The organism is Janthinobacterium sp. TPC_1 (genome assembly GCF_056037845.1).
Window position 1 is genome coordinate 4,072,256 of sequence record NZ_CP195157.1, and the last position, 21,113, is coordinate 4,093,368.

Below are 21,113 nucleotides of genomic sequence, written 5' to 3' on the forward strand. Positions count from 1 at the left end.
GCGGGCCGTTGTCGTTTGCGCCGCGATTATTTTGCCAGCGATTTTTTATGCGCGATGGCGTAGCTGAGTTTGCCCGTCGGCTTCACCAGATCGTCCAGCGCCGCCTGGTTGAAGATGCCCGTCCAGCCCAGGGTTTGTGCCGTCACGCCGCGGCTGACGATATCGTTCGCCTTCAGGCCCGCCATCGCCAGCGACGCCGTCTTGATCGTGGCCATGTAGCTGGCGGCGTCGCTGGTATCCGTCTCGGCCAGGTCGATGCCGGCTTGCGTGCGCAGCCAGTCGGCCCAGTAGAACTCGAGGAATTCCGTGGCCGTCGACGGCACCACGTAGCCGGCGTCGCGCGTGAAGTAGACGAGCGAGCGGTACGGGTCGTTGCCCAGCGACTTCAAACCGATGGATGCGGGCAGCTGGCTGGTGGCGATGGCCTTGTTGCTGCCATCTTTCAGCCAGACCTTGTTGACCTTCTTCATCTGCGCCCAGAAATCGTATTCATTGAGCTGGCTGAAATTGTCCGTCACCTTGACCCAGACTTTCAGCTGATGGTTCTGGCCATTGTCGGCATCGCGGAAGGCGGAAAACGTGTGGTGGCCGTCCGTCAGGTACAGGCTGCCGTTCGGGCCGATGACGACGGTTTTCATGTCGCCCGGCTTGCTGCCCACGGCGGACTTGCACTGGAACGTCGCAGGCGGATTGCTCAGGGTGGCGCCGGCCACGTTGGCCGTCTTGCTGACGACATCGTCCTGGCCATTGGCTTCGCACAGTTCGGCGAATTTCTTTGGCTTGTTGGTCTTGGCCATGACCAGGTCTTCCGCGCCATAGCGGCCCAGCTTGTAATAGATCTGGTCGTAGCCGACGTGGCTGCGTGGGATGCAGTTCGTCGAGCGACACTTGCAGGAAGACGGGCGCCGCATCGGTGCCGGCAGCCGTGGCGGCCAGTACCTGCTGGCGCGCGCTGAGCACGGGCGGCGTTTCCAGCACGCTCTTGCCGGTGGCGATCGGCGCGCCGCCAGCGATGATTTGCGCGACGATGCTGCCGCTGGCATTGATGATGTCGATATCCGTGCCGCTCTGTTTCACCTGCAGGTTGTCGAGTAAAACGTCGGCCGGGTCCTTGCTGTCCGGCGTCAGGGCACCGTTGACGAAGTCATAATTGGCTGCCATGCCCAAGGTTTGCAGGGGCGCCGCCAGGGCCGTGCCCAGCTGCGTCTGCGCCGTTTGCAGCCTGGCCGCGTCGATGGCCGCCAGGCTGGCGGGGGCCGCGCTCGACGGGGTACCGCCCAGCAACTGCATGGCGATGACGGAGGTGAGCGGCGTCAGGTTGACGGCGTTTTCCTTCAGCGACAGCGCGTACAGGGTGGTGCCGCCTGCTGGCGTGACGGAGACGAGGAAGGGCGTCTTCGCCGTGGCAGCCAGGGGGATGGCCACCTTGCCTTTCGCGTCCGTGGTGCCGCTGCCGACGACATTCTTGCCGGCGTCGAGTACGGTGACGGTGGCATTCGCCACCGCCTTGCCGGTGGCCGCCACGACGTTCAGGAGGCGTGCGGGGGCGGCGGGGTCCACCGGGGCGACGGGCGCCGTGGTGGTGTCGCGATAATCCTTGCCGCCACAGGCGGCCAGGCTGGCGCCCAGCGCGAGGGCGATGGCGATCGAAAAGGTGGTGCGGCGGATGCTGTGCTTGTACATGGTGTCCCGTGATGTCGGCCTGAAAAGTGCCGACATGCTAGCGGGCGCAGATGTCAGGATGATGACACGCCGGAAGGTTACGGACGCGGCAGCGACTTGCGGTAGTCGATGGCGTAGCGCAGCTTGCCTTTGTCTTGCGTCAATGCAGCCAGCGTTTCGCGGTCGACCTCGTCCAGCGCACCCAGATCCGACGCGCGCTTGCCGCCGCTGACGATGTCATCGGGCTGCAGCGCCACCATGGCCTGCGCCGCTTGCAGGATGACGCCGGCATACGCGGCGGGCTCGCGCAGGTCGACGCGCGCCAGGTCCAGCGCCGGCATGCCGCGCAGCCAGTCGGCCCAGTAAAACTCGAGAAATTCCGTGGCGTGCTCCGGCGGCTCGTAGCCGATCCCGCGCGTAAAGTAGACGAGCGAGCGGTACGGGTCGTCGCCCAGCGTGCGCAAGCCGATGGCGGACGGCAGTTGCTGCGGCGTGATGGCCTGGTTGCGGCCGTTTTTCAGCCATACCTTGTTTTCTGCGCGCATGCGTGCCCAGAACGCCGCGTCTCCCAGCGCGCTGAAATTGTCGCTGACCTTGACCCAGACCTTCAATTGATGATTGCGCCCGCCATCGCCGCCATCGGATTCCCAGAAGGTGGAAAACGTGTGGTGGCCATCGGTCAGGTACACGACGCCGCGCGGTCCGATGACGACCGTCTTCATGTCGGCCGGACGGCTGCCGACGGCCGCCTTGCAGCGGTAGCTGGCCGGCGGCGCGGCCAGGGTGGCGCCGGCCACGTTGGCCGTGTTGGGCAAGACGTCGCCCTGGCCATTGGCTTCGCACAGGTCGGCAAATTTCTTCGGCCTGGCGATGTCGGCGATGTGCTTTTCTTCGGCCGCGTAGCGTCCCAGCTTGTAATACACCTGGTCGTAGCCGACGGCCGGCTGGGTCGGCTGCAGTTCATCGAGGCGCACCTGCAGGATGCGCGGATGGGCGGCGCTGCCCACGGCTGTCGCCATCAGCGCCTGCTGGCGCGCGCTGAGTGGCGCTGCCGTGGCGACGGCCGCATCCCTGGCCCATGCCGCATTGCTGACGGAAAGCGCCAGCAGCAGGGCGCTGGCAGTATGCGTGACGTGCATGCGACTCTCCTTTATCGTTTGTGCCTCATTCCAGCAGCGCGCTGGGGGCACGCGCGGCGGCGACGACATCAGGTCGCGGAAGGCGGCCCAGTGCGCGGCGCGCGTACTGCCCTGGCGTTCGACATAGGCTTTCGCCATGTCCTGGCCCAGGTTGTAATTAATCACATAGGCGCCCATGGCGTCGTAGAACTGCAGGCGCTGCGCCGATTTTTCGGCCGGGTACAGGCGCACGTTGACCAGCCATTCCAGCGCTTCGTCGCGCGTGATGCTGCCTTCGAGGTACTGGCGGGCGATGTCGTTGTCGGCGTAGCTCAGTTTGGCCAGCAGCGCATTGAGTTGCGCATAGCGGGGCGCCAGCTTTGGCTCGAGGCCGGCCAGCGGGTACAGCACCTGCTGTTCGAAATCCAGCCGTTCCGCATCCTTAAAACTCAGTTCGATGCCGTAGTTGGCCGTGCCTTCGGCGATCAATGATTGCGGCGAATACAGCGGATAGATGCAGTATTCCATCCAGCCCTTGCCGCGCACCAGGTCGCGTTCCAGCAGCACGTTGTAGACGTGGTGGCCCGTGGCCCGGATACGCTTCGTGGCAACCGAGGTCGACGGCGCGATCGATATACACGGGCAAGTCCGTATTGATCTGGATCACGCTCTGGTAGTTGCCCTTGTACCAGTTGTAGCCGCTCCAGGGTTTATTTGTGACAAATTCCAGGACAAAATCTTCGCCCTCGGGCAGGGCGATGTACTGCAAGGTGCGCTCGCGGCCCATGCGGATGGCCGCCTCCATGACGGCGCGCAGCTTGTCGGCAGGAATGACGAGTTGCGCGCGCAAGGCATTCACGCGTGCGCTGACCGTGCCGTCGCCGGGCAGCAAGGCGTCGATCTGCTCCACCAGTGCTTCGTACCAGGCACGGCTGTGATGGGGCGAGACGGCATCGTACAGGTGCGCGCTTTCCGTATCGAAATCGAGGCGTAATCCCTGCAGCATGTCTGCCTTGGCCAGCACGGCGTGCAACTGCTTGCGCAGGTTGACGGCGCGCAAGGAGGCGTCACCGGCCAGCAGGGCCAGCGCCTCGTTTGCAGCATCCTTGATGTCGCTCAAACCTTGTTGCTGTTCTGCCGCTTCAGCCTGCCACGCGGGCGGGCCGTAATAGGCGTCGACATACGAGGCATCGTGCTGGCCCATGGCCAGGACCAGCTTGACGTACCATTCGGCCACGTCGGCAAGGTGAGGGGAGTTGCTGTCGTTGTTCGTCATGGCGGCAGGGTTTTTCGCGGTTGGGCAGCGCTTATTGTATAGCGCAATGGCATGCGCGTGAGGCGTGTACGCGTCACATCATTTCTCTACAGTAACTGGGGAAACACATCTTGATATACATCAGTGATCCCGGCATTCGGCACCTGCGTCATGCGGTTTCGCCGCAAGATGGCGTGGTCTTCTTTTTTATGCATACGCGTGATTTTCTCCTTGATCTTTCTTCGTTTATGGACGAATATGATATACGAGATCCGGCACTATCTGACGTCAGCGGGCAGGGATTTATACACGGAATGGCTGAAGCGACAACGCGATAGCGCGGCTAAAGTGGCCATAGCCCGGCGCGTGTTGCGTCTGATAGCGGGCAATTTTGGCGACCACAAGTTTTGCCACGATGGCGTGTGGGAGTTGCGCATCGACGTGGGGCCTGGTTACCGCGTGTATTACGCCATCGCTGACGGACAGATCATTTTATTGCTGTGCGGCGGCGCAAGCGCGAGGCGACAAGCGTACCCAATCGAAAGATATCGAATACGCCTGTGCCTGCTGGCACGACTGGAAGGAGAGAGGACATGAAAGAGGAACTAAGCAAACCACCGAGAGACCGCTCGCATGACCAAGCGATGGCTGAACTGTACCGCGACGATCCCGATCTCGCCCTTGAACTGATCAACAATATCCTCGTCGATGGCGACCACGGCGAACTGCTGGCCGTGCTGCGCCAGCTGACGCGCGCCTTTGGCGGCGTGCCCGCCGTGGCGCAGGCGGCCAGGCTCAATCCTACCCAGCTGTATCGCACCCTGTCGCCCGAGGGCAATCCCTCGCTGAGCACCTTGACGGCCATCCTCGATGCCATGGGCTTGCGCCTGGCCGTCGAGCCCAAACAGCCGTTTTCTGCACCGGCCGCCTGAGTCCCTGCCTTTGGCTTAAAACTCCACAGGCCGTGCTTCGCGCATCGCTTGCGTCATGGCCAGGCCGATGCGCGTCGCTTCCGTGGCGTCGTGCAAGGTCAATGACAAGGTGCGCCGGCCCAGCGCCGCATCCGTAAATTCCTGCGCCTCGATCAAGAAGGCGTCGGCGAAGCGGGCATAGAAGTCCGGCGTGCACTCGTTGCGCACGCCATGCGCATCCGAGATTTCCACGCGGTTCAGGCGCGGATTGCTGCCCACGGCCAGGCGGCCGCCCGTGCCGAACACTTCCGTCAGGGTTTCATGGCCATGCGCCATGGTGCGCGACGCCATGAAGCTGGCCATGCTGCCGTCGCTGAACTCGACCGTCGCCAGGCCATTGTCGACGTCGCCGAACGCCTGCAAGCCCGTGTGGATGGCGTTGGTGCCGCTCGCATACACGCGTTTGGGCACGGGATTGCCCAGCAGCCAGCGCGCCAGGTCGATATCGTGCACGCTGCAATCGAGGAAGATGCCGCCGCTGGTGGGGGCGAAACGCATGAAGGCGCCGCTGGGGTCGTTCTGGTCGCAGGTTTGCGAACGCACCAGATACGGCTTGCCGATCAGGCCCTGGGCGATCTTTTGCTGCGCGTCATGGTAGCTGGCGTCGAAACGCCGCACGAAACCGATCATGATGGTCAGTTGCGGGTGGCGCGCCGCCTCCGCTTCCACCTTCAGGCAGTCGGCCAGGTCCAGCGATAGCGGTTTTTCGCAAAACACGTGCTTGCCGGCGCGCAAGGCGGCGATGATCTGGTCCGCATGCAGCGAGGTGGGCGTGACGAGGAACACGGCGTCCAGGCCCGGGTGGGCCAGCAGGGCGTCGTAGTCGGCATAGCCGGTGGTGATGCCGAGCTGGCTGGCGGCCCAGTCCAGTTCGGCCGGCACGGGGCTGCAGGCGGCGACGACTTCGGCATTCGGCACGCGCTGCGCCAGGTTGATGGCGTGGCGCTGGCCCAGCCGGCCCAGGCCGACGATGCCGACTTTTAATGTTGGGGATGACATGGTGTCTCCAGTATCTTGTTTTTGTATTTTTACAGGGTCACGACGCGCTGTTCGCGCCACGACAGGGTGGCCGCCTCGGCCAGTTCCAGTGCCTTCAAGCCATCGTGGACGGTGGTGCGCAGCGGCGTGCCGTGGCTGAGGGCGTCGAAGAAATGTGCCATTTCCTGCGCGTAAGCGTGGCGATAGCGTTCCAGGAAAAAATCTTCCGGCTTGTCCACGCTGACGTTCACCGAGCCATAGGCTGTCACTTCCGTCGGCTTGTGGTTGCCCGCCTGCAGCATGCCGGCGCTGCCCAGCACTTCGAAGCGCTGGTCGTAGCCGTAGGCGGCGCGGCGCGAGGCATTGATCTGGCACAAGCGGCCCTTGGCCGTGCGGATGGTGACGACGGCCGTATCAAGGTCGCCCGCTTCGCCGATGGCCGGGTCGACCAGGCAACTGCCCGTGGCGTGTACGCTGACGGCTTCATCGTCGAGTATCCAGCGGAAGATGTCGAAATCGTGGATCAACATATCCTTGAAGATGCCGCCCGAGACCTTGATGTAGCTCACGGGTGGCGGCCCGGGATCGCGGCTGGTCACAATGAGCAACTCCGGCGTGCCGATTTCTCCCGCTGCGATGCGTGTCTTGACGGCATTGAAGGTGGGGTCGTAGCGGCGCTGGAAGCCCAGCATGCACAGCACCTTGGCTTCCTTCACGGCGGCGGCGCAGGCGCGCGCCCGGTCGAGGGTCAAATCGACGGGTTTTTCGCAAAAGATGGCCTTTCCGGCGGCGGCCGAGCGCAGGATCAGGTCTGCGTGCGTGTCCGTGCTCGAGGCGATGACGACGGCCTTGACGGCCGGATCGGCCAATGCCGCTTCCACCGTGGCGCTGCTGCCGCCATGCAAGCCGGCCAGCGCGGCGGCCGCTTCCTGGTTGACGTCGACCACGTACTTGAACTGCACGCCGGGCTGGGCAGCCAGGTTGGCCGCGTGGATTTTGCCGATGCGTCCGGCGCCGAATAACGCTACTTCAATCATCATGTTCTCCTGGGGTGTGGATTTCTTCGATGTCGAGCTCTAATTTGTATGCCAGCGCGATGAACAGCGCCTGGCACAGGCAGATGGTGCTGGTCAGCGAGCGGAAGGCGAAGGCGCTGCCCTCGGTGACGGTGAGCAGCGCGTCGGCGGCCCGCGCGAGCGGGGCCAGCTTGCTGTCGGTAATCACCAGGACCTTTGCGCCCTTGTCCTGCGCCGCCTTGATGCACTGCTGGGTTTCCTTGCCGTAAGGCGAGAAACTGATGGCGATCGCCACATCGCGTTCGCGCACGCTGCGCATCTGTTCGCGGTGCATGCCGCCCAGTCCGCTGATCAGGTGCACGCGCTTGTCCGTGTGTTCCAGCGCGTAGGCGATGTAGGAGGCGATCGGAAACGACCGGCGCACGCCGATCACATAGATATTTTCCGCTTTCAGCAGCAGGTTGACGGCCGCTTCCAGCTGGGCGTCGTCGAGCCCTGCCGCCAGGTCGTCGAGACCGGCACGGCTGGCGCCGACGAATTCGCGCGTCAGGTCGCCCGCGCTGAGGGCGGCGTCGCGCGTGGAAATGAGCTTGCGGATGCGCTGCTGGTAGTCGGGCGTGGCGCCGGCCTGGTCCGTGTAAGCCTGGCGGAACACATCCTGCATTTCAGAAAAACCCGTGTAGCCGAAGCGCTGCGCGAAGCGCACGATGGCCGACGGCTGCACGTCGCAGGCGGCAGCGATGTCGCTGATGCGTTCGAGCATCAGGCTGGCACGGTGCTTTTCAATGTATTGGGCGATAACCTTTAATTGGCGCGACAGGTTGTCGTACTCGGCGGCAATGTGCTGCATCAGTTGTTCGATGGGGGCGGTGGCTGCCATGTTTTTTCCTTGGTGTGCTTGCTGGGCCGTGATGCTGTATCAAGTTGCGCTACGGCTGGTTCTGGCGAGAATTATAGGAGGGAATCCTGAAAATAGAAACGAATTTCTATTTAAATTTATTTTGAAAATTTTATTGCATTTGTCTTTTTTGTGGCCTAAGCTGTGCGCAGTGCATCGGGTCTTGCCGGCTTTCCGGCTCCCCGTTGACACGCTTCAAAAGCTGGCAACTATAAAAATTAATCCTTCAAGGAGACATTCATGCAAAGCAATAAGCGTAAGGGATTTCTGAAGAGCCTGGCTGTGCTGGGACTCGGCCTGGGACTGGGTCTGGGCATGAGCGCCAGCCACGCGGCAGGCGAGAAATTCGTGCTGATCAGCCATGCGCCCGATTCCGATTCCTGGTGGAATACGATCAAAAATTCCGTCAAGCAAGCAGGTGAAGACTTCAATGTCACCGTCGACTACCGCAATCCGCCGAATGGCGACCTGGCCGATATGGCGCGCCTGGTCGAACAATCGGCGGCCCGCAACTACGACGGCGTGATCGTCAGCATCGCCGACTTCAGCGTGCTGCAAAAACCGCTGGGCCTCGTTGCCGCCAAGAAGATTCCGTTTGTCACGATCAACTCCGGTACCCTGGCGCAAAGCGAGCAGCTGGGCGCCGTGATGCACGTGGGCCAGCCTGAATACGAGGCAGGCAAGGGCGCCGGCGAAAAAGCCAAGGCGGCCGGCATCAAATCCTTCGTCTGCGTCAACCACTACGCGACGAATCCGTCGTCGTTCGAGCGCTGCCGCGGCTTTGCCGAAGCCCTCGGCGTCGATTTCAAGACCGCCACCCTGGATGCGGGCGAAGATCCGACCACCATCGAAAGCAAGTTGAGCGCCTACCTGCGCAACAACCCGAAAACCCAGGCCGTGCTGGCGCTGGGGCCCACCTCGGCCCACGCTTCGCTCAAGGCGCTGGAAAAGATGGGCTTGAGGCAAGATGTGGTTCGCCACGTTCGATTTGTCCGATGACATCTCGAAAGGCATCAAGGATGGCAGCATCCAGTTCGCCATCGACCAGCAGCCCTACCTGCAAGGCTACATCCCCGTTGCCGTGCTGGCCATCATGAAGCAGGACAAGACCACGGACCTGGCCAAGGTGCGCGAAAAGCTGATCAATAACGCCAAGTTCAAGGCGCGCCTGGCCGAATATGGCCTGGCACCATCGTATGGCCCGCGCCATATCGGTTCCGGTCCTGGTTATGTCACCAAGGACAATATCGGCAAGGTAGAGAAATACGCCGGCCAGTTCCGTTAAGCACCCGCTTTTCAAATCAATTAATACTTAGTTGTTGTCCCCGCGCGCAGCAATGCTTGCCGGCGCGCGGGTCCTGCCGTCCTGGAATTGTTGTCGAGGCTGGCAGGTTGCTATAAATCAAGGGAGACATAGCATGAGTACCGTGAAATTCAGCGTGGAACAGGGCGGCATGGCCGCCTCGGGCACGCCGCCGCAGAAGCAGGGCCTTGATGAGCGCGTGGGACAGGTCAGCTGGCTCAAGCGGCTGTTCAGCCGTCCTGAGTTCGCCTCGATCTCGGGCGCCATCCTGGTGTTCGCCTTCTTCATCCTGACGGCCGGCGATTCCGGCATGTTCAACCTGGACGGCGTGATCAACTGGGCGCAAGTGGCCGCCTATCTGGGCATCATCGCCATCGGCGCCTGCGTCTTGATGATCGCCGGCGAATTCGACCTGTCGATCGGCTCCATGATCGGCTTTGCCGGCATGATGATCGCCATTCCTTCCGTGTATTTCCACTGGCCCGTGTGGGCCGCCATCCTGTTCGCCTTTGCCGGTTCGATGGCGCTGGGCTGGCTCAACGGCTACCTCGTCATCAAGACGCGTTTGCCGTCGTTCATCGTCACCCTGGCCTTTTTGTTCATCCTGCGCGGCCTGACCCTGGCCCTGTCCATCATGTTTGCCAACCGCACCATCGTCAGCGGCATCGGCGCGCTGGCCGCCGACGACTGGCTGGCCATGACCCTGTTCCATGGCGAAGTGGGCACTTCGCTGTTCGCCTGGATGGCCAAGGCGGGCTGGATCACGGCGCTCGACAATGGCGCGCCGCTGGTCAAGGGCATCCCCAAGGTCATCGTCTGGTGGGCGGGCCTGGCGCTGGTGTCCGGCTTCGTCCTGGCCCGCACCCGCATCGGCAACTGGATCTTCGCCGTCGGCGGCGACGCCAACGCGGCCAAGAATGTGGGCGTGCCCGTGAAAACCATCAAGGTCTCGCTGTTCGTCTTCACGGCCTTCTGCGCCTGTTTATTTGCCACATTGCAAGTATTTGACGTGGGATCGGCCGCCGCCGACCGCGGCATGCAAAAGGAATTCGAAGCCATCATCGCGGCCGTCATCGGCGGCGCCTTGCTGACGGGCGGCTACGGTTCCGTCGTCGGCGCCTGCTTCGGCGCGCTGATCTTCGGCGTGGTGCAGATCGGCATTACTTATACGAATATCAATTCCGACTGGTTCCGTGTCTTCCTCGGCGTCATGCTGCTGATCGCGGTACTGTTCAACAACTTTGTCCGTGCCCGTGTCACGGAAGCGAGATAAGCCATGAGCGAATACATCCTTGCGCTGGAAAACATCAGCAAACGCTTCGGCTCCGTCATCGCCCTGCAAAACGTCACCTTGCGTTTGAAACCGGGCGAAGTACATTGCCTGCTGGGCGATAACGGCGCCGGCAAGTCGACCCTGATCAAGACCCTGGCCGGCGTGCACAAGCCCACCGATGGCCAATACCTGGTCGATGGCAAGCCCGTCAGCTTCAATTCGCCGAAAGAGGCGCTCGACCTGGGCGTGGCCACCGTCTACCAGGACCTGGCGCTCGTGCCCCTGCTGTCCGTGGCGCGCAATTTCTTCATGGGCCGCGAGCCGATCAAAAAGATGTTCGGCGTGCTGCCCGTGATGGATATGGACTATGCGGCCACCACGGCGCGCGACAAGCTGGCCGAAATGGGCATCATGGTGCGCGACCCGCACCAGGCCGTGGGCACCATGTCGGGCGGCGAGCGGCAATGCCTGGCCATTGTCCGCGCCATCCACTTCGGCGCCCGCGTGCTGATCCTCGACGAGCCGACGGCCGCGCTGGGCGTCAAGCAATCGTTCAATGTGCTGAAACTGATTTACAAGGCGCGCGAACGGGGCTTGTCCGTGATCTTTATCACCCACAATGTGCACCACGCCTATCCCGTGGGCGACTCGTTCACTCTGTTGAACCGGGGCAAGTCGCTGGGGACTTACACCAAGGAAACCGTTTCCAAGGATGAAGTACTCGACATGATGGCGGGCGGCGCGGAAATGCAAACGCTGATGGCTGAACTCGACGGTGTCACGATTTAAGGATAACCATGAATAACCCGACACAATTTGCCCAGGGCCGCGCGCTCGACGTGATCTGCCTGGGCCGCCTGGCGGTGGACCTGTATGCGCAGCAGATCGGCAGCACCCTGGAAGACGCCACCAGTTTCGCCAAATACCTGGGTGGCTCGTCCGCGAACATTGCTTTCGGCACGGCCCGGCTGGGCTTGAAATCGGCCATGCTGTCGAAGGTGGGCGACGATCATATGGGCCGTTTCCTGACGGACACTTTGGCGAAGGAGGGCTGCGACGTCAGCCACGTCGGCATCGACCGCGAGCGGCTCACTGCCCTGGTGATGCTGGGCATCAAGGATAAAAACACCTTTCCCCTGATTTTCTACCGTGAAAATTGCGCCGACATGGCCATCGACGCATCGTCGGTGGATGCGGCTTTCATTGCGTCGAGCAAAGCGTTATTAATCACCGGCACGCATTTTTCGACCGCCGCCATGCACGCCGTCAGCACGCAGGCATTGAAACTGGCCCGCGCGAATAACGTGCGCACCGTGCTCGACATCGATTACCGGCCCGTGCTGTGGGGCTTGTCGGGCAAGGCGGACGGCGAAACGCGTTTCGTCTCGAACGACGGCGTCACCCGCCACTTGCAGGCGATCCTGCCGCAGTTCGACCTGATCGTCGGCACGGAAGAGGAATTCATGATCGCCGGCGGCGGCGCGGACATCATGGCGTCCCTGCGCGCCGTGCGGGCCGCCACCCTGGCCACCCTGGTCGTCAAGCGGGGGCCATTGGGCAGCGCCGTCATCGACAGCGTGGTGCCGCAAAGCCTGGACGACGCCTATAACTACCGCGGCGTGCGCGTGGAAGTGCTGAACGTGCTGGGTGCGGGTGACGCTTTTCTCTCCGGTTTCCTGAAAGGCTGGCTGCGTGGCGAGGATTACGAGGCGTGCTGCCGCTATGCGAACGGCTGCGGCGCCCTCGTCGTGTCGCGCCATGGTTGCGCGCCGGCCATGCCGTCGCCTGTCGAACTCGATTATTTCCTGGCCAACGCGGCAAAACTGACGCAGCCGGACCAGGACGCCACCTTGTCGCGCCTGCACCGCACGACGGTGGCGCGCAAGGAGTGGAACGAGCTGTGCGTGTTCGCCTTTGACCACCGCACGCAATTCTTTGAGCTGGCGCAACAAGCGGGCGCGCCCGAATCGCGTATCTGCGCCTTGAAGCAATTGATGGTGCAAGCCGTGGCGCAGACGGAAACGGCCTTGCAACTGGCCGGCAAGACGGGCGTGCTGATCGATGGCCGTTATGGCGTCGACGCGCTCAACGATGCGACGGGGCGGGGCTGGTGGATAGGCCGTCCCGTGGAATTGCCCGGTTCCAATCCGCTGCAGTTCGACTGGGGCCGCTCCATCGGCTCGCATCTGCTCAGCTGGCCAAAGGAACACGTGATCAAGTGCCTGGTGCAACTGCATCCGGACGACGCCGTGGAAAACCGGCTGGAACAGGAAGCGCAGATCAAGGCCCTGTATGACGCGGCGCAAGTGAGCGGTCACGAACTGTTGCTGGAAGTCATACCGTCGGACGCCTTGCCGCACGGCGACGACACAGTCTTGCGCGCCGTCAAGCGCCTGTACAACCTCGGCATCTACCCGGAATGGTGGAAGCTGGAAAGCATGTCGGCCAAGCAATGGCAAGCCATCGATGCCCTCGTGCACGAGCGCGATCCGTATTGCCGTGGCGTCGTCTTGCTGGGCCTGAATGCGCCCATCGACAAACTGGCCGCCAGTTTTGAACAGGCCAGTGCCAGCACGACGTGCCGCGGCTTCATGGTCGGCCGCACCATCTTCCAGGAACCGAGCCGCCGCTGGCTGGCCGGAGAACTCGACGATGCGGGCCTGATCGCCGCAGTGCGCGCCAACTTCGAACAGCTGATCAGCTTGTGGCAGCGCACGCGCAACCGCCTGGAGCGTGCCGCATGAGCGCCACTGTCCGCTTGACCATGGCGCAGGCTTTAGTCCGCTACCTGTCCGTGCTGCGCACCGAGGATGGACAGCCCTTGTTCGGCGGCGCCTTCGCCATCTTTGGCCACGGCAACGTGGCGGGCCTGGGCGAGGCGCTGTACCAGTACCGGGAATCCTTTCCTACCTACCGCGCCCACAACGAGCAGGCGATGGCGCACTCGGCCATTGCCTATGCGAAAGCCTACATGCGCCGGCGCATGATGGCGGTGACCACTTCCATCGGTCCCGGCGCCACGAATCTGCTGACGGCCGCCGCGCTGGCGCACGTCAACCGCCTGCCCGTGCTGCTGTTGCCCGGCGACGTGTTCGTCTCGCGCGCGCCGGACCCCGTCTTGCAGCAACTGGAAGACGCCAGCGACGGCAGCGTCTCGGTCAACGATGCTTTTAAACCTTTATCGCGCTATTTCGACCGCATCGTGTATCCGGAGCAATTGCTGACCGCCTTGCCACGGGCCATCGCCGCCTTGACGGACGCGGCCGCTTGCGGTCCCGTGACCTTGTCCCTGCCGCAGGACGTGCAGACGATGGCGTATGACTATCCGGTCGACTTTTTCGAACCGAGAGTCGTGCGTTTCCGCTCCGTGCCGCCCGTCGAGCTGGAACTGGAAGAGGCCGCGTTGCTGTTGAAAAACGCGAAACAGCCGCTGATCGTGGCCGGCGGCGGCGTGTTGTACGGCAAGGCCAGCGCCGCCCTGCAGGCGTTTGCTGAGCGGCACGGCATTCCCGTGGCGGAAACCCAGGCCGGTAAAAGCTCCCTGCCGTGGAACCACCCATTGCAGCTGGGCGCCATCGGCGTCACCGGTTCGCCTGCCGCGAATGCGCTGGCGGCGGACGCGGACGTGGTGCTGGCCATCGGCACGCGCCTGCAGGATTTCACGACCGGTTCCAACTCCCTGTTTGCGCAGGCGCAACTGGTCAGCCTGAACGTCAACCGTTTTGATGCGCTGAAACGCCGCGGCCTGGGTGTGCAGGCGGACGCAACCCTGGGTTTGCAGGGCCTGTCGCGCCTGCTGGGCAACTGGAACAGCGCGGGCCAGTGGCTGGAGCGGGCGCAGCAGGCGGGGAGCGCGTGGCGCGATACCGTGCTGGCGATCACCGGCAAACGGGAAGTCGCCGGCTTGCCGTACGACGGCGAAGTCATCGGCGCCGTGCAGCGTTCATCTAAGGATTCCACCACCCGCGACATCGTCGTCTGCGCGGCAGGGACTCTGCCGGCCGAACTGCATAAACTGTGGAGAACAAGCACGCCCGGCGGCTACCACATGGAATACGGCTATTCGTGCATGGGCTATGAAATCGCCGGCGGCCTCGGCGTCAAGATGGCCAAGCCTGACTCGGAAGTGATCGTCATGGTGGGCGATGGCAGCTATCTGATGATGAATTCGGAAATCGCCACCTCCGTCATGCTGGACAAAAAACTGATTATTGTCGTGCTCGACAACCGCGGCTACGGCTGCATCAACCGCCTGCAGCAGGCGTGCGGCAATGCCTCGTTCAACAATATGTTGCCCGACAGCGCACCGCGCATCGACTTCGCCCTGCATGCGCAATCCTTGGGCGCATTGAGCGAGCACGTGGCCAGTATCGCAGAACTGGAGCAAGCCATGCTGCGCGCCCGCGAAGCTAGCCGCACGTATCTGATCTGCATCAATACGGACGACACGCGCACGACCGAGGAGGGTGGCTGCTGGTGGGAAGTGGCCGTACCCGAAGTCTCCACGCAAGCCGGCGTGCAAGCTGCCCGTGCCCGTTATGAAAACGATCGCCTGAAACAAAGGAATTGAAATGACTACATGGAATGTCAAGATCGGCATCAACCCGATTTCGTGGATGAACGACGATTTGCCGAGCCTGGGCGGCGAGACGCCTTTGGCGACGGCCCTGAAGGAAGGTGCTGAGATCGGCTACGTGGGTTTTGAGCTGGGCAACAAGTTTCCGAAAGATGCCCCGGCCCTGAACGCCGTGCTGGGCAAATATAATCTGGCCTGCGTCTCCGGCTGGTATTCGGGCCGGCTGGCGCACCGCAGCGTCGAAGAGGAGATCGCTTCCGTCGCATCGCACTTGCGCTTGCTTGCCGACAGCGGCGCCACCGTCATGGTCTACGGCGAAGTGGCCGACGCCATCCAGGGCGAAGCCCGTCCGTTATATAAACGTCCGCGTTTCCAGTCGCAGCAGCAGTGGCAGGACTACGCCGATAAACTCACGGCTTTTGCCGCCCACCTGCTGGCCCACGGCGTACGGCTTGCCTACCACCACCACATGGGCGCTTACGTGGAAACGCCGGCTGACGTGGATCAACTGATGGCCCTGACGGGGCCGGAAGTCGGCTTGTTGTTTGATACGGGTCATATCACCTTTGCCGGCGGCGACGCGCTGGCGGTTTTAAATAAGCATATCGATCGCATTTGCCACGTGCATTGCAAGGACGTGCGCCCCAACGTGGTGAAACTGGCGAGAAATGGCCACTGGAGTTTCCTGCAAGCGGTCATCAACGGCGCCTTCAGCGTGCCGGGCGACGGCTGCATCGACTTCCCGGCCATCCTGACGCGTTTGTATCTGCACGGCTACGAAGGCTGGCTGGTGGTGGAAGCGGAGCAAGATCCGGCCGTCGCGCCCAGCTATCAGTATGCGAAGATGGGCCACGATTACCTGGCACGCCTGGTCGACGCGATTCCGCGCCTGGGCCGGGAGGCGGCATGAGCCCGCTGCTGGTCAAGGCAAAGTCCGGTTCCACAATTGTCGAGGTGACACCGGCGTCGGCCGGCTGGACGCACGTGGGCTTTGCCGCGCACAGGTTGCAGGCCGGCGAACACATCAGCCTGGAGACGGGCAGCCGCGAGCTGTGCCTCGTCGTGCTGACGGGCACGGTCACCGTGCAGGCGGGCGATCACGTCTGGGAAGGCATCGGCAAGCGCGCCAGCGTTTTTGAAGACGTCTCGCCCTATGCCGTGTATGTGCCGCTGGAAACACAGGTCCGTATCACGGCCGTGAGCGCTGCCGAGGTAGCCCTGTGCAGCGCGCCAGCCGCCACCCACCGTCCGGCGCGCCTGATCGAGCCATCGAGCATGACGCGTTCCGTGCGCGGCCAGGGCGCGAATACCCGCTACGTGTGCGACATCCTGCCGCAGACGGAGGAAGCGGACGGCTTGCTGGTGGTCGAGGTGGTCACGCCGTCCGGCCATTCGTCGAGCTATCCGCCGCACAAGCACGACAGCGACAATGTGCCGCTGGAAAGTTCGCTGGAAGAAACGTACTACCACCGCCTCAATCCCGAGCAGGGTTTTGCCTACCAGCGCGTCTACACGGATGACCGCTCCATCGATGAAGCCATGGCCGTGGAAAACCACGACGTGGTGATGGTGCCCAGGGGCTACCACCCCGTCACCGTGCCGTATGGCTACGACGGCTATTACCTGAACGTGATGGCCGGCCCGAAACGCGTGTGGCACTTTAAAAACGACCCGGCCCATGAGTGGCTGATGCCTACCAAATAACAAGGATTCAAGATGACAACGCAACAGATTGGCCACTTTATTGGTGGCAACCCCATGGCCTCGCGCTCGGAGCGCACGAGCGACGTCTTCAATCCCGCCACGGGCGCGCCGTGACGGCGAAGGTATCGCTGGCCACTGCCGCCGAGCTGAACGCGGCCGTGGCCGCCGCCCATGCGGCGTTTCCCGCCTGGTCGCAGACCTCGCCCCTGCGCCGCGCCCGCGTCATGTTCAAATTTAAAGAGTTGCTGGAAGAACATTCCGACCAGCTGGCCGCCCTGATCACGGCCGAGCACGGCAAGGTGTTCACGGATGCGAAAGGGGAAGTGACGCGCGGCATCGAAGTGGTGGAATTTGCCTGCGGCATCCCGCAGATGATGAAGGGCGAGTATTCGGAACAGGTGGCCGGCGGCATCGACGCCTGGTCGATCCGCCAGGCGCTCGGCGTCTGCGTCGGCATCACGCCGTTCAACTTTCCCGTGATGGTGCCGATGTGGATGTTCCCGATGGCGATTGCCTGCGGCAACACGTTCGTGCTCAAACCGTCGGAACGCGACCCGTCGGCCAGCCTGCTGCTGGCGCAGTTGCTGACGGACGCGGGCTTGCCGGACGGCGTCTTCAACGTCGTGCAAGGAGATAAAGAAGCCGTGGATGGGTTATTGCACCACCCGGACGTGCGCGCCGTCAGCTTCGTCGGTTCCACGCCGATCGCCGAGTATATCTATGCGACGGGCTGCGCCCAGGGCAAGCGCGTGCAGGCGCTCGGGGGCGCGAAAAACCACATGGTCGTCATGCCCGACGCGGATATTCCCCAGACGGTCGATGCCCTGATGGGCGCCGCGTTTGGCTCGGCGGGCGAGCGCTGCATGGCCATTTCCGTCGTCGTGGCGGTGGGCAATGTGGCGGACCAGCTGGTGGAAGCCCTGGTGCCGCGCATCGCGGCGTTAAAGATCACGCAAGGCATGGATCTGTCGGCCGAGATGGGCCCCGTGGTGACGCAGGTGCACAAGGACAAGATCGCCGGCTACATCGCCACGGGCGTCAAGGAAGGCGCCAGGCTGGTGGCCGACGGGCGCGGCTTCGTGCTGCCCGGTCACGAGCACGGCTTTTTCCTCGGCGGCAGCCTGTTCGACCACGTCACGCCGGAGATGACGATTTATAAGGAAGAAATCTTCGGCCCCGTACTGTGCATCGTGCGCGTGCCCGATTTTGCCACCGCGCTGGACCTCGTCAATGCGCATGAATACGGCAACGGCACGGCCATCTACACGCGCGACGGCAATACGGCGCGCGAATACACGCACCGGGTGCAGGTGGGCATGGTGGGCGTGAACGTGCCGATTCCCGTGCCGATGGCCTTCCACAGCTTCGGCGGCTGGAAGCGCAGCCTGTTCGGCGACCACCATGCGCACGGCCCGGAATCCGTGCGCTTCTATACGAAGCAGAAGGCCGTCACCCAGCGCTGGCCGGCCTCGACGGCGGCCGGCGCCGAGTTCGCCATGCCGACACTGAAGTAAAATCCGCTGTAAAACCCGCTGGTTCGCTTCTTGCTTGATGCAATGGTTAACTATTTAGCCATTGCAGATCGCCCTCCATGACGTCCAGCCGTACCCAGCCTTTGCGCATCGTTGTCGTCAACACTATTGTCGAGCATGGCGTGCACGAGAATGCGGCCTTGGCTGCCCAGGTGCAGCGCGGCAATGCCTTGCGCATCGGCTTGCTGGAATCGGGGTACGACATCGTCGCCTCGCTTCCAGCCGACCTCTACCTTCCTGAGCGCATCGCGCAGTTGCAGCCTGATCTCATCATCATCGACGCGGAATCGGATGCGCGCGACGTGCTCGAACACATCGTCATCGCCACGCGCGACGAGCGCCGCCCCATCGTCCTGTTCACGGAAGACGGCGCCACGGCCAGCATCGACGCGGCCATGGCGGCCGGCGTATCCGCCTATATCGTGGCCGGCTTGCAGGCCGAGCGCATTCAGCCGGTGCTGAACGTGGCGCTGGCGCGCTTTCGCCAGGAAGAAAAACTGCGCGCCGAATTGCTCGACACGCGGCACAAGTTGCTGGAACGCAAGGTCATCGAGCGGGCCAAGGGCTTGCTGATGACGCATCATGGCTTGACGGAGGAGCAGGCTTACCAGCGCTTGCGCAGCATGGCCATGAACAAGAAACTCAAGCTGGCCGACATCGCCCAGCGCATCCTCGACGTGGAAGACTTGCTGGGATGAATCGTTCATTTCCTGATACATGCTGGTGCAATGCACCATCGCGGTGCGTTTCCCGCCGCCATCAACCGGGCATGCACGGGCACGGTCCTTGCTGCTGGAACAGCATGACCTTGCCCATGGCGGCGCGGCAAAACAGTATTTATCAGCAAGGAATGGTATGACAGAGCAAATGGGCAAAGAGACAGGGCAGGGCGTCCAGGTGTTGCGGACCCTGCAGCCAGAAAAACGGACGATACGCATCGGCTACCTGCCGCTGACCGATTGCGGCTCGCTGGTGATGGCGTCGAAGCTGGGCCTGGATGAAAAATACGGCATCAAGATCGAACTGAGCCGCGAAATGTCGTGGGCCGGCGTGCGCGACAAGCTGAACAGTGGTGAACTCGATGCGGCCCACGTCTTGTACGGGCTCGTGTATGGCGTGCAGATGGGCATCGGCGGGCAGCGGCACGACATGGCCGTCTTGATGAATCTCAATCACAGCGGCCAGGCCGTGACCCTGTCGGCGGCGCTGGCGCGCGACGGCGCCCACGATGGCCCATCCTTGGCGCGGCACATGCGGGCTGTGGCGCGTCCGTTTGCGTTTGCGCATACTTTCCCGACCGGCAACCACGCGATGCTGCTGCAATACTGGCTGGCCGCGCATGGCATCGATCCGCTGCGCGACGCGCGCGTGCTGACGGTGCCGCCATCGCAGATGGTGGCGGCCTTGCGCGCGGGCCAGATGGATGGCTTTTGCGCGGGCGAGCCGTGGGGCTACAAGGCCATCGTCGATGGCGTGGGCGTGACGGCCACCACCAGCGGCGCCATCTGGCCCGACCATCCGGGCAAGGTGCTGGGCACCAGCGCCGCGTTTGCGCACGCGCATCCGAACAGCTGCCGCGCCCTGATCGCCGCCGTGCTCGAGGCGGGGCGCTGGATCGACGCCAGCGATGCCAACCGGCTGGCCATGGCGGCTACCCTGGCCGAGCCCGCTTACCTGAACGCGCCGCAGGAAACGCTGGCGCCGCGCATCCTCGGCCATTACCAGGATGGCCTGGGCAAGACCTGGGACGAGGCGCACGGCTTGAAGTTCTACGGCGATGGCGCCGTCAATTTCCCGTACTTGTCCGACGGCATGTGGTTCATGACCCAGCACCGGCGCTGGGGCTTGCTGCGCGACGAACCCGATTACCTGGCGGTGGCAAGGCAAGTCAACCGCATCGACCTGTACCGCCAGGCGGCGGAAATGACGGCCACGCCATTGCCAGCGTCCCCCATGCGCAGCTCGACCCTGTGCGATGGCGTCGTGTGGGACGGCAGCGCGCCAGAAGCGTACGCGGCAGCGTTTGCCATCGGTCATTTTTTTTAATGGGAGATGTCATCATGGCGCAACTTGGAAGCGTAACCCTGGTCGGCGCCGGTCCCGGGGACCCGGACTTGCTGACGATCAAGGCGGTGAAGGCCATCGCGCGGGCCGACGTGGTGCTGATCGACGACCTCGTCAACCCGGCCATTCTCGCGCATGCGGCGCAAGGCGTGCGCGTGGTCGAGGTGGGCAAGCGGGGCGGCTGCGCTTCCACGCCGCAAGCGTTCATCGAACGCCTGATGCTGGCTGAGGCGCGCGCCGGCCTGCACGTGGTGCGCCTGAAAGGGGGCGACCCGTATTTGTTCGGGCGCGGCGGCGAGGAACGCGCCTACCTGCGCAGCCACGGCGTGGCCGTCGAGGTGATCCCCGGCATCAGCAGCGGCCTGGCTGCACCGTCCAGCATCGGCGTGCCGCTGACGCACCGCGGCTGGAGCCAGGGCGCGATCTTCGTTACCGGTCATGGCAAGGATAGCGCCTCGGAGCCGAACTGGCTTGCGCTGGCGCAAAGCGGCCTGACGCTCGTCATCTACATGGGCGTGGCCAGGGTGGCCGCCATCCAGGCGGGCTTGCTGGCCGGCGGCATGGCGCCAGGCACGCCCGTGGCCGTGGTGCAATCGGCCAGCCTGCCGGCGCAGCGCCAGTTGCTGAGCACTTTGCGGGAGCTGCCCGCCGACTTGCAGGCCAGCGGCCTGGGCAGCCCCAGCATCATCGTCGTGGGCGAGGTGGTGCGCTGCGCCGATGCCTGGGATGACCATGGCGCCTTGCTGGCCGCGACCGTCTGAGC

At 63.3% G+C, this 21,113-nt stretch carries 18 protein-coding genes and 2 pseudogenes; 14 read left to right on the top strand and 6 right to left on the bottom strand.

The window, feature by feature from the left end:
• Positions 1 to 26: 26 nt before the first annotated feature.
• The gene (locus tag ACQVLG_RS20000) at positions 27 to 1,043 is read right to left on the bottom strand and encodes a ParB/Srx family N-terminal domain-containing protein (RefSeq protein WP_474290750.1); all 1,017 of its coding nucleotides are present in this window, start codon (positions 1,041 to 1,043) and stop codon (positions 27 to 29) included.
• Between the two features lie 107 nt (positions 1,044 to 1,150).
• Here ACQVLG_RS20000 and ACQVLG_RS20005 point away from each other — a divergent pair, with 107 nt between their 5' ends.
• Positions 1,151 to 1,594 carry a hypothetical protein gene (locus ACQVLG_RS20005; protein ID WP_474290751.1) on the top strand — a complete coding sequence of 148 codons (444 nt, stop codon included), beginning with the start codon at positions 1,151 to 1,153 and terminating at the stop codon, positions 1,592 to 1,594.
• 166 nt (positions 1,595 to 1,760) lie between these two features.
• On the opposite strand, the gene ACQVLG_RS20010 is transcribed toward ACQVLG_RS20005, so the two are convergent.
• Both ACQVLG_RS20010 and ACQVLG_RS20015 read right to left on the bottom strand, forming a co-directional pair.
• Positions 1,761 to 3,341: a ParB/Srx family N-terminal domain-containing protein gene (locus ACQVLG_RS20010; RefSeq protein ID WP_474295733.1), complete on the bottom strand. Its 1,581-nt coding sequence runs from the start codon at positions 3,339 to 3,341 to the stop codon at positions 1,761 to 1,763.
• Positions 3,223 to 4,056, bottom strand: a complete 834-nt coding sequence (locus ACQVLG_RS20015) for a hypothetical protein (RefSeq protein ID WP_474290752.1) — start codon at positions 4,054 to 4,056, stop codon at positions 3,223 to 3,225. The genes ACQVLG_RS20010 and ACQVLG_RS20015 overlap by 119 nt, the downstream gene beginning before the upstream one ends.
• Positions 4,057 to 4,179: 123 nt before the next feature.
• Here ACQVLG_RS20015 and ACQVLG_RS20020 point away from each other — a divergent pair, with 123 nt between their 5' ends.
• Entirely contained in the window at positions 4,180 to 4,632 is a 453-nt protein-coding gene (locus ACQVLG_RS20020; protein WP_474290753.1) for a type II toxin-antitoxin system RelE/ParE family toxin, read from the top strand.
• A complete protein-coding gene (locus tag ACQVLG_RS20025) occupies positions 4,629 to 4,967 on the top strand; it encodes a helix-turn-helix domain-containing transcriptional regulator (protein ID WP_474290754.1) in 339 nt (112 codons plus the stop codon). Before ACQVLG_RS20020 ends, ACQVLG_RS20025 begins: the two co-directional genes overlap by 4 nt.
• Positions 4,968 to 4,982: 15 nt before the next feature.
• Here ACQVLG_RS20025 and ACQVLG_RS20030 read toward each other — a convergent pair whose 3' ends face one another.
• The 3 genes from ACQVLG_RS20030 to ACQVLG_RS20040 are packed head-to-tail and all read right to left on the bottom strand — an operon-like array spanning position 4,983 to position 7,880.
• On the bottom strand, positions 4,983 to 6,005 hold the full coding sequence (locus tag ACQVLG_RS20030) for a Gfo/Idh/MocA family oxidoreductase (protein ID WP_474290755.1): 1,023 nt from the start codon (positions 6,003 to 6,005) through the stop codon (positions 4,983 to 4,985).
• 29 nt (positions 6,006 to 6,034) lie between these two features.
• A complete protein-coding gene (iolG, locus tag ACQVLG_RS20035) occupies positions 6,035 to 7,021 on the bottom strand; it encodes an inositol 2-dehydrogenase (protein WP_474290756.1) in 987 nt (328 codons plus the stop codon).
• Entirely contained in the window at positions 7,014 to 7,880 is an 867-nt protein-coding gene (locus ACQVLG_RS20040) for a MurR/RpiR family transcriptional regulator (protein WP_034757651.1), read from the bottom strand. The genes iolG and ACQVLG_RS20040 overlap by 8 nt, the downstream gene beginning before the upstream one ends.
• A gap of 258 nt (positions 7,881 to 8,138) precedes the next feature.
• On the opposite strand from ACQVLG_RS20040, the pseudogene ACQVLG_RS20045 reads away from it, so the two are divergent.
• The 11 genes and pseudogenes from ACQVLG_RS20045 to cobA all read left to right on the top strand — a co-directional run bounded on the left by ACQVLG_RS20045 (position 8,139) and on the right by cobA (position 21,111).
• A pseudogene (locus ACQVLG_RS20045) lies at positions 8,139 to 9,183 on the top strand (sugar ABC transporter substrate-binding protein).
• Between the two features lie 169 nt (positions 9,184 to 9,352).
• On the top strand, positions 9,353 to 10,474 hold the full coding sequence (locus ACQVLG_RS20050; protein WP_230542457.1) for an ABC transporter permease: 1,122 nt from the start codon (positions 9,353 to 9,355) through the stop codon (positions 10,472 to 10,474).
• Positions 10,475 to 10,477: 3 nt separating this feature from the next.
• Positions 10,478 to 11,263, top strand: coding sequence for an ATP-binding cassette domain-containing protein (locus ACQVLG_RS20055; RefSeq protein WP_474290757.1), 786 nt, complete (start codon positions 10,478 to 10,480; stop codon positions 11,261 to 11,263).
• 8 nt (positions 11,264 to 11,271) lie between these two features.
• The gene (locus ACQVLG_RS20060) at positions 11,272 to 13,218 is read left to right on the top strand and encodes a bifunctional 5-dehydro-2-deoxygluconokinase/5-dehydro-2-deoxyphosphogluconate aldolase (protein ID WP_474290758.1); all 1,947 of its coding nucleotides are present in this window, start codon (positions 11,272 to 11,274) and stop codon (positions 13,216 to 13,218) included.
• Complete coding sequence (gene iolD, locus ACQVLG_RS20065) at positions 13,215 to 15,044, top strand: 3D-(3,5/4)-trihydroxycyclohexane-1,2-dione acylhydrolase (decyclizing) (protein ID WP_474290759.1); 1,830 nt, start codon at positions 13,215 to 13,217, stop codon at positions 15,042 to 15,044. The genes ACQVLG_RS20060 and iolD overlap by 4 nt, the downstream gene beginning before the upstream one ends.
• A gap of 1 nt (position 15,045) precedes the next feature.
• The gene (iolE, locus tag ACQVLG_RS20070) at positions 15,046 to 15,960 is read left to right on the top strand and encodes a myo-inosose-2 dehydratase (RefSeq protein WP_474290760.1); all 915 of its coding nucleotides are present in this window, start codon (positions 15,046 to 15,048) and stop codon (positions 15,958 to 15,960) included.
• A complete protein-coding gene (iolB, locus tag ACQVLG_RS20075) occupies positions 15,957 to 16,754 on the top strand; it encodes a 5-deoxy-glucuronate isomerase (protein ID WP_474290761.1) in 798 nt (265 codons plus the stop codon). The genes iolE and iolB overlap by 4 nt, the downstream gene beginning before the upstream one ends.
• A 12-nt stretch (positions 16,755 to 16,766) precedes the next feature.
• Positions 16,767 to 18,268 (top strand): annotated as a pseudogene (locus ACQVLG_RS20080) (CoA-acylating methylmalonate-semialdehyde dehydrogenase).
• Between the two features lie 77 nt (positions 18,269 to 18,345).
• Positions 18,346 to 18,984: an ANTAR domain-containing response regulator gene (locus ACQVLG_RS20085; RefSeq protein WP_230541854.1), complete on the top strand. Its 639-nt coding sequence runs from the start codon at positions 18,346 to 18,348 to the stop codon at positions 18,982 to 18,984.
• A 157-nt stretch (positions 18,985 to 19,141) separates the two neighbouring features.
• Entirely contained in the window at positions 19,142 to 20,332 is a 1,191-nt protein-coding gene (locus tag ACQVLG_RS20090; RefSeq protein WP_474290762.1) for a CmpA/NrtA family ABC transporter substrate-binding protein, read from the top strand.
• A 14-nt stretch (positions 20,333 to 20,346) separates the two neighbouring features.
• Positions 20,347 to 21,111 (top strand): uroporphyrinogen-III C-methyltransferase, encoded by a 765-nt coding sequence (gene cobA / locus ACQVLG_RS20095; protein WP_474290763.1) that lies wholly within the window; start codon positions 20,347 to 20,349, stop codon positions 21,109 to 21,111.
• Positions 21,112 to 21,113 lie beyond the last annotated feature (2 nt).

Bases quoted from the DNA above. Each gene is read 5' to 3' on its own strand.
- ACQVLG_RS20000 (WP_474290750.1), bottom strand. From the start codon at position 1,043: ATGCCAGCGGCAGCATCGTCGCGCAAATCATCGCTGGCGGCGCGCCGA.
- ACQVLG_RS20015 (WP_474290752.1), bottom strand. From the start codon at position 4,056: ATGACGAACAACGACAGCAACTCCCCTCACCTTGCCGACGTGGCCGAA.
- ACQVLG_RS20025 (WP_474290754.1), top strand. From the start codon at position 4,629: ATGAAAGAGGAACTAAGCAAACCACCGAGAGACCGCTCGCATGACCAA.
- ACQVLG_RS20030 (WP_474290755.1), bottom strand. From the start codon at position 6,005: ATGTCATCCCCAACATTAAAAGTCGGCATCGTCGGCCTGGGCCGGCTG.
- iolG (WP_474290756.1), bottom strand. From the start codon at position 7,021: ATGATTGAAGTAGCGTTATTCGGCGCCGGACGCATCGGCAAAATCCAC.
- ACQVLG_RS20040 (WP_034757651.1), bottom strand. From the start codon at position 7,880: ATGGCAGCCACCGCCCCCATCGAACAACTGATGCAGCACATTGCCGCC.
- ACQVLG_RS20050 (WP_230542457.1), top strand. From the start codon at position 9,353: ATGGCCGCCTCGGGCACGCCGCCGCAGAAGCAGGGCCTTGATGAGCGC.
- ACQVLG_RS20055 (WP_474290757.1), top strand. From the start codon at position 10,478: ATGAGCGAATACATCCTTGCGCTGGAAAACATCAGCAAACGCTTCGGC.
- ACQVLG_RS20060 (WP_474290758.1), top strand. From the start codon at position 11,272: ATGAATAACCCGACACAATTTGCCCAGGGCCGCGCGCTCGACGTGATC.
- iolD (WP_474290759.1), top strand. From the start codon at position 13,215: ATGAGCGCCACTGTCCGCTTGACCATGGCGCAGGCTTTAGTCCGCTAC.
- iolE (WP_474290760.1), top strand. From the start codon at position 15,046: ATGACTACATGGAATGTCAAGATCGGCATCAACCCGATTTCGTGGATG.
- iolB (WP_474290761.1), top strand. From the start codon at position 15,957: ATGAGCCCGCTGCTGGTCAAGGCAAAGTCCGGTTCCACAATTGTCGAG.
- ACQVLG_RS20085 (WP_230541854.1), top strand. From the start codon at position 18,346: ATGACGTCCAGCCGTACCCAGCCTTTGCGCATCGTTGTCGTCAACACT.
- ACQVLG_RS20090 (WP_474290762.1), top strand. From the start codon at position 19,142: ATGACAGAGCAAATGGGCAAAGAGACAGGGCAGGGCGTCCAGGTGTTG.
- cobA (WP_474290763.1), top strand. From the start codon at position 20,347: ATGGCGCAACTTGGAAGCGTAACCCTGGTCGGCGCCGGTCCCGGGGAC.